We start from the raw sequence: 10,347 nt of genomic DNA on the forward strand, positions 1-10,347 counted from the left end.
TCAAGATGCACTAGATACAAAATGCAGATAATAAAAATCCAGTTGGGCAACCAACTGGATTTTTTATTTTTGGTACTCTATTGGTGTGCTTTTATGAACTAATTGATAGCCATTGAAATTAAGTAGCCAACGATGGTCGCTGTAGTGACACCGATAAACCCGGGTATCAAGAAGCTGTGGTTAAGTACGTATTTACCAATCTGTGTCGTACCAGAGCGGTCAAAAGTAATAGCTGCTAAGTCACTTGGGTAGAACGGGAAGAAGAAATAAGCATAACAAGCGGGTAAAACACCGATCAGTACGGGCGCTGGGATGCCCATGGCAAAACCGAGCGGTAGCATAATGGTCAGTACAGCAGCTTGGCTCTTTAGGAAAACAGAGACAACAAACATCGCTATAGCAAATGTCCAAGGATGCGCCGCCACTAAGTCACTCACAAGGCTAATTAGGTAAGGCTTGTGGTAACCAATGATAGTGTCACTCATCCACGCAATACCGAAGATGATGATCACCGCCGTCATGCCTGCAATAAATACATTACTGTGTACTATTTTTTTCGGGTCGACTTTAGTTGTCAGTAAGATGACGGCACCAACAGACAGCATTAGAAACTGAATGGCGACGGACATGTTGACACCGTCTGGTAGTAGCGCGAGATCTTTACCAAACATCGCGACAAAGATCACCGTGGCGATACCCGCTAAGAAGATCCCCAGCCCTTTTTTAGCTTGAGCATTCGTTTTCGGATCATCTGAGTTGTCTACAGTGGCATCAATAAGCTGTGCTTTGAACTCAGGATCTTTGCAGCGTTCGATAAAATCTTGGTCTTTATCTAAGTCTTTACCGCGTTTTAAACTCCATGTACAACCTGCAAGTAAACCGATGAGCGTGGCTGGAATGGTGACGAGCAGAACGTTCACTAAGCTGATATCTAAGTTGTTGTCAGCAGCGGTTGCCATCACAACGGCGGCTGCGGCTGCAATCGGGCTCGCGGTGATGCCCATTTGAGAAGCGACCGTTGCCATCGCCATTGGACGCTCAGGACGAATACCCTTTTTATAGGCGACATCATAAATCACGGGAAGAAGCGGATACACGGAATGGCCTGTCCCGACGAGCACTGTCAGTGAGTAAGTACAGAGTGGGCCGAGAAAAACAATTTGGTTCGGGTGTTTACGTAATAAGCGTTCTGCAAACTTCACTAATAGCTTTAGACCACCAGTAGCCTCTAAGGTCGCAGAGGCAGCAACAACCGCTAGAATGATCAGCATTACGCTGATTGGTGGTGTTCCTGGAGCAATGCCAAATACGAAGGCGAGTACAGATACGCCTAGCCCTCCCAGCAAACCAAACGCTATGCCTCCATGACGGATACCAATAAAGATAACCGACAACAACAGCAGCATATGTACATAGAACATGCTTATACCTCAACCAATTATGTGTGTAGGCACAATCCTATACAAAAGTGGTAGGCGTAGATGTGAGCTGATGTGCGTATTGGGCTGCTAGAGTTACGATCCGCTATTTCATTGTTTTCTGTCAAAAAATCGTGCTTCAGTTAAGGGGTATTGGATGAAACCGGACAGTAGGTCACATCGATAAACTGGCGCATTAATTTAATAGTTGGCCGTTACTCCAAGTGCAAGTCGAGTGGCGTTTTACTGCGTTTCCCGGCGACTTCACGAGTAAGGGTCGGGACAAGGTATCCAGATACTTGCTCAATTAATCCGGCCATAATAGTTTTAGCTTTTTCATCGGAGACGTAAAAATGCGCTGCCCCTTGTACTTTGTCTAGAACGTGTAGGTAGTAGGGTAGAATCCCCGCTGAAAAGAGCGTTTCACTCAAACCAACCTGTATTTCGACGCTATCATTAACGCCTTTTAGCAGTACGCTTTGATTGAGCATCGTTACATTGGCATTCTTTAGCTTTTTTATAGCGCGAGTGAGTTCAGCATCGATTTCGTTGGCATGATTAATGTGCGTAACCATAACAACTTGTAAGTGAGTACGAGAAAGAAGCTGACACAGTTCATCGGTAATTCGAGCTGGGATCACAACAGGTAAACGGCTATGAATACGAAGTCGTTTTATGTGTTTAATGTCGCCAATAGCATCAATCAACCACTCAAGCTCATGATCTTTTGCCATGAGAGGATCACCACCAGACAAAATTACCTCGTTTATCTCTGGGTGATCACTCAGGTAATCTAAGCCTTGTTGCCATACCGATTTATTGCCCTTATTTTCGCTGTAAGGAAAGTGGCGTCTGAAACAGTAGCGGCAATTAATCGCACAACCGCCTTTCACGATGAATAGCGCTCGATTGGTATATTTGTGTAGCAATCCAGGGATGGGGTTATCTTGCTCATCGAGTGGATCAGCAGAGTAGCCTTCGTGTTGCTCAAACTCTTCACACAATGGTAATACTTGTCTTAATAGCGGATCGTGAGGATTACCTTTTTCCATTCGATTCACAAAACTGAGCGGTACACGCTGCGCAAACAGAGTTTTGGCGTCAAAGCCGTTTTCCCACTCTGAGACATCAATATCAAGCTGTGCGAGCAGCTTTGCTGGGTCTGAGATCGCATTCGCCAGTTGTTTGAGCCAGTTTTGCTCAACAGATGGGGTAATTCGGGTTATGATGTGCGACATTAATTTAAACTCGAAATATAGTAAGAGGAAAAAATGGCTACTGTTAGCACGAATGAATTTAAAGGCGGTCTTAAACTTATGCTTGATAAGGAGCCGTGTGTCATTCTCGAAAACGAGTTAGTGAAACCGGGCAAAGGTCAGGCGTTCAACCGTGTCAAAATCCGTAAATTGCTTTCAGGTAAAGTATTAGAGAAAACCTTTAAGTCAGGTGAAACTGTAGAAGTTGCTGACGTTATGGATGTTGATCTTGATTACCTGTACAACGATGGTGAATTCTATCACTTTATGAACAGTGAGTCTTTCGAGCAAATTGCAGCTGAAGTGAAAGCGGTTGGCGAGAATGCTAAATGGCTTGTAGAAAACGACACTTGTATGATCACGCTTTGGAACGGTAACCCAATCGTTGTTACGCCACCAAACTTTGTTGAGATTGAAGTGACTGAAACAGATCCTGGCCTGAAAGGCGATACTCAAGGTACTGGTGGTAAGCCTGCTACTCTTGCAACAGGCGCTGTGGTTCGTGTTCCGCTTTTCATCTCTATTGGTGAAGTGATTAAAGTAGATACTCGTAGCTCAGAATACGTAGGTCGAGTTAAATAATTGCAGAGTGTCGTCTGACTCTAATGCGAGAAAAAAAGGTCACTTATGGTGGCCTTTTTTAGTTTTTGCGTGAATGAAAAGGTTATGACACAATCATCATTACATTGAGCGTAAGCAAATAAAATAATGAAGCAATCAATTCAAATCTGGTTAGACGCCGCAAGACCCAAAACTCTCCCTTTAGCGCTTGTTTCAATCTTAACGGGCAGTGTTCTTGCGTATTCCATTGGGCAATTCTCTATCGCAATTGCTGTGTTGGCATTTGTTACGGCGACCTTGCTGCAAATATTGTCTAATCTAGCTAATGATTATGGTGATGCGGTTAAAGGGACAGACAACGATGCCCGTCTTGGCCCGATTCGCGCCATTCAGTCAGGTGCGGTCTCACTAAACACCATGAAGCAAGCTATGGTCATCAATATTGTTTTAACTATGCTTTCGGGCCTGTGTCTGGTTTTTTATGCACTCGACAGTCTGCAAAGTATCGTGTCTTTCATTGGATTGGGCATACTGGCTATTGTGGCTGCGATTGCCTATACCGTTGGCAATAAGCCGTATGGTTATGTCGGGCTTGGTGATATTTCGGTCTTTATCTTCTTTGGTCTACTCGGTGTTGCCGGAACCTTTTTTCTACATACCGGTTTTGTCGAAGCTGCGCTGATACTGCCTGCTGTAGGCTGCGGTCTATTCGCAGTTGCAGTGTTGAATGTCAATAACATGCGCGATATAGAGAATGATCAGGCGTGTGGAAAGAGAACCGTCGCGGTTCGTTTAGGGCAAAACAAATCAAAGCAATACCATACGTTACTACTGGTGACGGCATTGGTGATGTTTGCGAGCTATTTGGTGCTTCAACCGGCACCTATCATTCTTAGTCTGCCGTTCATCTTGAGTTTGGTTATTGTCTTTAAGCATGGGAAAGCCGTTTGGCAAGCAACACAACCCGCTCAAATCGCCCCTATGATGCCCATTGTGGTTAAGTGTGCTTTGCTGACGAATCTACTATTTACGGGCATTGTGATAGCGCAAACTCTAGTCAGTTAATTGAGTCTTATCATTGCATTGACTTATTGACCCTATATACTCGATAGAGATGACTATCAGTATGGATAAATACTATGGAATACAATACTTCTGCTCTTTGCGATATCTACTTAGATCAAGTTGATGTCGTTGAACCACTTTTTAGTAACTTTGGTGGCAGCGCATCATTTGCTGGCCAAGTTACCACCATCAAGTGCTTTGAAGATAACAGCCTCATTCGAGACGTCTTAGAGCAAGATGGGGTAGGAAGAGTATTACTCATTGACGGTGGTGGCTCACTTCGCCGCGCACTAATTGATGCTGAACTGGCTACACTAGCAGAAGAGAGCGAGTGGGAAGGTATTGTCGTCTATGGTTGTGTTCGTGAAGTTGACGAGCTAGAAGATATGAGCATTGGTATTCAAGCGCTCGCGTCTATTCCTGTTGGAGCTGTTGGTAACGGAGTTGGTGAGCTAGATGTAGCTGTAAACTTTGGTAGCGTTACCTTTATGCCAGAGGATTTTCTCTATGCGGATAACACCGGTATTATTATCTCTCAAGAGCCATTAGATATTGAGCTTGAGATTGAAGAAGACGATGAAGTGATCGATTAATTTTCGATACCATCAGAAAATATTAAGAAGCCGAGACTCATTGAAGTGTCGGCTTTTTTCGCTTTCCACGTTGAGTAAAAAATGTATTTAGGTGCTAAGTGCTCAGCACTAGGTATTTGGATACTAATGGCAATGAATCCGGCGAAGCCTAAGTGCATATAAATAGCTACACACACCGGAAATGATATTCCCCACTGCAATGCCAATGAACAATCCTTCAACGTCATATAGGGTGCTTCCTAGCCATGCGATCGGCAAGGTAAAGAGAAACAGTCTCATGATACTCCATTGAAAAGCCTGCATCGGTTTATGCAGAGCATTCAGCCCAGCGATAAGCATCATTGTCACGCCTTGAAAACCATAGCTAAAAGGCACGACAAGCAAGTAGTGCCAAAGAAGGTCTCGCACCGATTGCTCTTGTGAGAAAAGACGCGCTAATGGGATGCTCAGTGGCACCATCATGACAAAAATTATCAGCTGAAAGACGATGGCAAACCGCATACTGATGAACAGCGCGCTAAAACTACGTTGGCTATTATCTGCTCCGAGGTTTTGTGCCATGAAAGGGGTCAACACTGACGTGAGCGCCATCAAGACTAAAATAAGTAACGACTCAATTCGTTGTGCGGCTCCGAATGCAGCGACAGCGACGGTACCGTGTGAGGCGAGTAATACCATCAGGATTGCGCCAGCCAATGGAACCATGGCGTTAGAGAGAGCGGCTGGCGTGCCAATTTTAAGAATCTGTGTCCAATCGCTGTATATTCGAGAAAAGTTAGGGAAAGCGATGAGTTTCTCTCGTTTGGTCAAAACATAGAGCGAACCGATTAAGGCCCCAAACCAACTCAGTGCGCTAGATATTGCAGCCCCTTGAATACCAAGCTCAGGGAAAGGGCCGATACCAAAAATAAGCAGAGGATCGAGAACACCGTTAATGAGCCCTGCGAGCATCATGATTTTCGCTGGTGTTTTTGTATCGCCTGTTGCGCGAATAGCGCTATTGCCAGCCATTGGAATAACAAGAAGTGGAATAGCTAAGTACCAAACGCTCATGTATTCATGAATAAGTGGGAATAAGTTAGGTTTAGCACCAAGTAGTGAAAATAGGGGATTGATAGTTAGTAAGCCGATTAACGAGGCAAATGAGACTAGCAATAACGCTAACATTAATCCGTGGGTTGAAAAGTGCGCCGCTTGTTTTGCATGACCTTTTCCGAGTAATCGAGCTAGGGTCGTCGAGATACCAATACCGATGCCCATGGTGATGCAGTTAATCGCAAACGTAATGGGGAAGGTAAAGCTAATGGCAGCTAGTGCATCGGTGCCAAGCAGAGAGATAAAAAACGTATCAACTAAATTGAACATTAAAATGGCAATCATGCCAAATGTCATTGGAATGGTCATTTGACGAAGCACATTTGGAATGGGCGCTGTTAAAAGGCCGTGTTTGTCGTGCATCATCCATACGCTATATTTTCAAAACGCTAGGATACAAGATATAAACGCTATTGGGAATGTGCGGGTAATAGCAATCTGGATTGATGTGATTTGGATAAAAAAAGGGTCCGCCTATGCGAACCCTTATCGATAATTAGATGATTGATCTAATTAAGCTTTAGCTTCTGCAGCTGCTTTAGCGATAGCTGCAAAGCTTTTCGCGTCTAGAGCTGCGCCGCCAACTAGAGCACCATCGATGTCTGGTTGTGCGAAGTAAGCTGCTGCGTTGTCAGGCTTAACAGAACCGCCGTATTGGATTACAACGTTCTTAGCAACTTCTGCAGATTTCTCAGCAATGTGAGCACGGATTTGAGCGTGGATGCGTTGTGCATCGTCAGCTGTTGCAGCTTTACCAGTACCGATAGCCCAGATTGGTTCGTAAGCGATAATAGCGCCTTCAAGAGCTTCAACGCCTTGAGTGTTGATCACAGCGTCAAGTTGACGTGCACATACTGCAACCGTTTCACCAGCTTCGTTTTGAGCTTCAGATTCACCGATACAAAGAACAGGAGTTAGACCATTCTCTTTTAGGAATGCGAATTTCTTAGCAACAAACTCGTCTGATTCAGCGTGGTATTCACGACGCTCAGAGTGACCGATGATGATGTGAGAAGCACCAAATTCTTTCAGCATAGCTGGAGACATGTCGCCAGTGAATGCACCGCTGTTGTTTAGGTCAGAGTTTTGAGCACCTAGGATGATTGCGCTGCCTGCTTCAGTAAGCGTGCGCTCTGCTAGGTCAACAAAAAGAGCAGGTGGAGCTACTGCAACGTCTACGCCAGTTACGCCTTCAAGTTCAGCGTTAAGGCCGTTAAGTAGGTCAACAACCATTTCTTTGCTGCCGTTTAGTTTCCAGTTACCCATAACTACAGGATGACGCATAAGAATATCTCCATATTTGAATGTAAAAAGCTAATTAATGTAAAAAATAAACGCGATTGCGTAAGAATATAACAGATTAATACCATCAAATCATGACTCGGGTCATGAGTTTATTTAATGGTAAGAGTTCTTGATAAGTGATCCAGTAAGCAGAATGATAGTGATTATCTCGGAATTTGCTAAGTTAATTGGTATTAGTGTTGAGAATTCACTGTGATAAATGAAGACCTTACCTCATAGAAAGGGAACCCAATGCCAAATCTTGTTATGGAATATTCAAATTCAATCGATCAGCGCGTTAACGTGCAAGGGCTATTAGAAGACTTACACGATGTTGCGCTGAAGAGTAGTCTGTTCGATCCTGACTCTGTTAAATCAAGAGCGTTGCGCTGTCATCATTGGCTTATTGGAGAGGAAGGAGATAGCGTTGATTTTATTCACGTAGGGTTTGAGTTATTAGATGGTCGGAGTGAAGAGCAAAAAAGAGAGCTTTCACGTCAATTAATGACGGTACTTCAACAGCAGGCAAGTCAGGTAAGAAGTTTAACGGTAAATATACGAGATATGGATAAAGCGTGTTTTCAGAAGACGGTGAATCGATAATGAAAGTTCGTTAAACTAATTAGATAGCGTTTTGAGTATATTTTTCAGTTGGTAATTTTTAAGGTAATGAGATGTTGATAAAACAGCTACTGTTTTCATTTGAAGGGCGAGTCGCAAGAAAAACGTATTGGATTTGGAACGCACTTTATTATGCGGTTATTGTCGGTTTCGCTATGGGGTCTAATGTTCTATTCCCTGCGATGGCGCATATTATTCTTCCGGTATTTTTATTGATTGTACTCATCCCTGATTTAGCAATCACGTCTAAGCGTTGGCATGACCGTGGAAAATCGAGTTGGTGGTTACTGCTTAATGTTCCACTGGTCTTTGGTCGTATGGCGGTTCCAGTGGGAGACCCTACCGGTATTGCACAAACGACAACACTTGAGATGCTAACCTCAGTGGCTGCTCTGATTTGTGGAACTTGGATTTTAATTGAATGTGGGTTTATGAAGGGTGAAGCGAAGACGAACCAATATGGCCCGGAGTTAAAATAAAATCATTTGGAGGCTCGGATTTAGAGTTTGAGCCTCTAGCTGTTCATGATTTAACTGCGTAGAGTGCAACTCAAAGTGCTATTTACGTAATAACACTTCTTGGACCGCATGATCTTGGCCTTTCTTTAAAATAAGTTGAGCTCTGTGCTTAGTTGGTAAGATGTTCTCTGCTAGGTTTTGGCCATTAATCGATTGCCAAATTCCTTTCGCTTTCTCGTTAGCTTCGGCTTCTGTTAACAATGTGTAGTGACTAAAGTAAGAGCCTGGTTTTTTAAAAGCACCTTGTCTAAATTCCAGAAACCGTTCCACATACCACTTTTCAATCACTTCAGTTTCCGCATCCACGTAAATTGAAAAGTCGAGAAAGTCAGAAATAAACGTACTCACAGGCTTTGAGGGGTAGTCTAAACCACTTTGTAATACATTTAGCCCCTCAATGATGATGACATCAGGCTTGTCGATAAGCTTCACTTCATCGGTAATGTCATAAGTAATATGGGAATAGACAGGAACTTGAACGTTAGCAACCCCTGCTTTGACGTCCGTTAGAAACTGCACCAACCGCTTAGTATCGTACGATTCAGGGAACCCTTTACGGTGCATGATGCCACGCTTATCGAGTTCGCTTTTTGAAAACAAAAAACCATCGGTTGTCACTAGCTCTACTTTAGGGTGGTTTTCCCAACGAGAAAGTAACGTGCGAATGATACGCGCGGTAGTACTTTTTCCAACCGCGACGCTTCCGGCTATACCAATAATGAAAGGTGGTGGTGTATCGTTACTATCTAGAAATTTGTGTAACACCGAATTGCGACTTTGGCGCGCCTCGATATACAGGTTAAGCAGCCGACTAAGAGGTAGGTAGATATCAACGGCTTCCTTCATTGAAAGGCGTTCGTTGACCCCTCTGAGTTCTTGGATATCAGACTCTGACAGTGTCATTGGCACAGCGTTACGAAGCTCTGCCCATTTTGCACGATCAAAAGATATATAAGGACTCATAAGTTCTCACTAACAATTTAATAACGAAATAGAATTGCGAACATACAACAAGCGTTAAGCAATGCAAATAATAAAGACGCAGAACCGTCTAAAAAACGCAAACTTGGGTGAAAAAAACATCAAACAATTCCAATCATGTAAAAAAAGCGTTTTTTTTCAAATTTACTATTGCAAGGTCGAATATCATTCAATAGAATGCGCACCACTTATGCCGACTTAGCTCAGTAGGTAGAGCAACTGACTTGTAATCAGTAGGTCACCAGTTCGATTCCGGTAGTCGGCACCATTCTTTCCTGTTTCATGTTAAATGAAGCACTAGTAGTAAGAATGGATTAAAAATTTGGAGGGGTTCCCGAGTGGCCAAAGGGAGCAGACTGTAAATCTGCCGGCACTGCCTTCGATGGTTCGAATCCGTCCCCCTCCACCATATTCTAAAGAAAATAGCACCCTGAGTATTATGTTGCGTGCATCGTATAATGGCTATTACCTCAGCCTTCCAAGCTGATGATGCGGGTTCGATTCCCGCTGCACGCTCCAACTCAATAAGCGTTATTTCCTTTTGATACTTCCTTTTAACTAAACTACGTTTAGCTTTAAGAGCAAGTTTATTACCAATTTGTTTTGGTTACGTGGTCATTAAAGCCACTTTAATCTGTACCTAGAGGGACACATCATGTCTAAAGAAAAATTTGAACGTACGAAACCGCACGTAAACGTTGGTACTATCGGCCACGTTGACCACGGTAAAACAACTCTAACTGCTGCTATCTGTACTACTTTGTCAAAAGTATACGGCGGTGAAGCGAAAGACTTCGCATCAATCGATAATGCTCCAGAAGAGCGTGAGCGCGGTATCACAATCGCAACTTCACACGTTGAGTACGATACTCCAGAGCGTCACTACGCACACGTAGATTGCCCAGGACACGCGGATTACGTTAAAAACATGATCACTGGTGCTGCACAAATGGAT

11 protein-coding genes and 3 tRNA genes are annotated in these 10,347 nt (G+C 43.6%); 9 read left to right on the forward strand and 5 right to left on the reverse strand.

Annotated features, from left to right (window positions below; genetic code table 11):
* Positions 1 to 98 precede the first annotated feature (98 nt).
* Together L4C54_RS22780 and epmB are read right to left on the reverse strand one after the other, a co-directional pair.
* A complete protein-coding gene (locus L4C54_RS22780; protein WP_428803904.1) occupies positions 99 to 1,421 on the reverse strand; it encodes an anaerobic C4-dicarboxylate transporter in 1,323 nt (440 codons plus the stop codon).
* A 212-nt stretch (positions 1,422 to 1,633) separates the two neighbouring features.
* On the reverse strand, positions 1,634 to 2,656 hold the full coding sequence (gene epmB / locus L4C54_RS22785; protein WP_428809907.1) for an EF-P beta-lysylation protein EpmB: 1,023 nt from the start codon (positions 2,654 to 2,656) through the stop codon (positions 1,634 to 1,636).
* Positions 2,657 to 2,689: 33 nt separating this feature from the next.
* Between epmB and efp the strand changes: the two genes are divergently transcribed.
* From efp to rraA, 3 genes are all read left to right on the forward strand, one after another.
* Positions 2,690 to 3,256, forward strand: a complete 567-nt coding sequence (gene efp, locus L4C54_RS22790) for an elongation factor P (protein ID WP_428803902.1) — start codon at positions 2,690 to 2,692, stop codon at positions 3,254 to 3,256.
* Positions 3,257 to 3,382: 126 nt separating this feature from the next.
* Complete coding sequence (locus tag L4C54_RS22795; protein ID WP_428809908.1) at positions 3,383 to 4,300, forward strand: 1,4-dihydroxy-2-naphthoate polyprenyltransferase; 918 nt, start codon at positions 3,383 to 3,385, stop codon at positions 4,298 to 4,300.
* Between the two features lie 74 nt (positions 4,301 to 4,374).
* Positions 4,375 to 4,893, forward strand: a complete 519-nt coding sequence (gene rraA / locus L4C54_RS22800; protein ID WP_428803900.1) for a ribonuclease E activity regulator RraA — start codon at positions 4,375 to 4,377, stop codon at positions 4,891 to 4,893.
* Between the two features lie 123 nt (positions 4,894 to 5,016).
* Here the strand turns inward: rraA and L4C54_RS22805 are convergent, their stop codons facing one another.
* Together L4C54_RS22805 and tpiA are read right to left on the reverse strand one after the other, a co-directional pair.
* Positions 5,017 to 6,351, reverse strand: a complete 1,335-nt coding sequence (locus L4C54_RS22805; protein WP_428809911.1) for an MATE family efflux transporter — start codon at positions 6,349 to 6,351, stop codon at positions 5,017 to 5,019.
* Between the two features lie 150 nt (positions 6,352 to 6,501).
* Positions 6,502 to 7,272 (reverse strand): triose-phosphate isomerase, encoded by a 771-nt coding sequence (gene tpiA, locus L4C54_RS22810; protein WP_428803899.1) that lies wholly within the window; start codon positions 7,270 to 7,272, stop codon positions 6,502 to 6,504.
* Between the two features lie 252 nt (positions 7,273 to 7,524).
* On the opposite strand from tpiA, the gene L4C54_RS22815 reads away from it, so the two are divergent.
* Complete coding sequence (locus L4C54_RS22815; protein WP_428803898.1) at positions 7,525 to 7,875, forward strand: 5-carboxymethyl-2-hydroxymuconate Delta-isomerase; 351 nt, start codon at positions 7,525 to 7,527, stop codon at positions 7,873 to 7,875.
* A gap of 71 nt (positions 7,876 to 7,946) precedes the next feature.
* Entirely contained in the window at positions 7,947 to 8,372 is a 426-nt protein-coding gene (locus L4C54_RS22820) for a DUF805 domain-containing protein (RefSeq protein ID WP_428803897.1), read from the forward strand.
* Between the two features lie 78 nt (positions 8,373 to 8,450).
* Here the strand turns inward: L4C54_RS22820 and coaA are convergent, their stop codons facing one another.
* Positions 8,451 to 9,374: a type I pantothenate kinase gene (coaA, locus tag L4C54_RS22825; protein WP_428809909.1), complete on the reverse strand. Its 924-nt coding sequence runs from the start codon at positions 9,372 to 9,374 to the stop codon at positions 8,451 to 8,453.
* Positions 9,375 to 9,584: 210 nt separating this feature from the next.
* On the opposite strand from coaA, the gene L4C54_RS22830 reads away from it, so the two are divergent.
* The 4 genes from L4C54_RS22830 to L4C54_RS22845 all read left to right on the forward strand — a co-directional run.
* Positions 9,585 to 9,660: transfer RNA gene (locus L4C54_RS22830), tRNA-Thr, on the forward strand.
* Between the two features lie 56 nt (positions 9,661 to 9,716).
* Positions 9,717 to 9,801, forward strand: a tRNA-Tyr gene (locus L4C54_RS22835).
* A 35-nt stretch (positions 9,802 to 9,836) separates the two neighbouring features.
* Positions 9,837 to 9,911 (forward strand) — tRNA-Gly (locus L4C54_RS22840).
* A gap of 136 nt (positions 9,912 to 10,047) precedes the next feature.
* The coding region (locus L4C54_RS22845; protein ID WP_428809910.1) for a GTP-binding protein at positions 10,048 to 10,347 on the forward strand (300 nt) is incomplete at its 3' end.

The sequence above is a fragment of the Vibrio lamellibrachiae genome (assembly GCF_050337265.1).
Taxonomy (GTDB): domain Bacteria; phylum Pseudomonadota; class Gammaproteobacteria; order Enterobacterales; family Vibrionaceae; genus Vibrio; species Vibrio kyushuensis.

What these genes read in the sequence shown, in the direction of transcription:
- L4C54_RS22780 (WP_428803904.1), bottom strand. Translation starts at nt 1,421, where the DNA reads ATGTTCTATGTACATATGCTGCTGTTGTTGTCGGTTATCTTTATTGGT.
- epmB (WP_428809907.1), bottom strand. Translation starts at nt 2,656, where the DNA reads ATGTCGCACATCATAACCCGAATTACCCCATCTGTTGAGCAAAACTGG.
- efp (WP_428803902.1), top strand. Translation starts at nt 2,690, where the DNA reads ATGGCTACTGTTAGCACGAATGAATTTAAAGGCGGTCTTAAACTTATG.
- L4C54_RS22795 (WP_428809908.1), top strand. Translation starts at nt 3,383, where the DNA reads ATGAAGCAATCAATTCAAATCTGGTTAGACGCCGCAAGACCCAAAACT.
- rraA (WP_428803900.1), top strand. Translation starts at nt 4,375, where the DNA reads ATGGAATACAATACTTCTGCTCTTTGCGATATCTACTTAGATCAAGTT.
- L4C54_RS22805 (WP_428809911.1), bottom strand. Translation starts at nt 6,351, where the DNA reads ATGCACGACAAACACGGCCTTTTAACAGCGCCCATTCCAAATGTGCTT.
- tpiA (WP_428803899.1), bottom strand. Translation starts at nt 7,272, where the DNA reads ATGCGTCATCCTGTAGTTATGGGTAACTGGAAACTAAACGGCAGCAAA.
- L4C54_RS22815 (WP_428803898.1), top strand. Translation starts at nt 7,525, where the DNA reads ATGCCAAATCTTGTTATGGAATATTCAAATTCAATCGATCAGCGCGTT.
- L4C54_RS22820 (WP_428803897.1), top strand. Translation starts at nt 7,947, where the DNA reads ATGTTGATAAAACAGCTACTGTTTTCATTTGAAGGGCGAGTCGCAAGA.
- coaA (WP_428809909.1), bottom strand. Translation starts at nt 9,374, where the DNA reads ATGAGTCCTTATATATCTTTTGATCGTGCAAAATGGGCAGAGCTTCGT.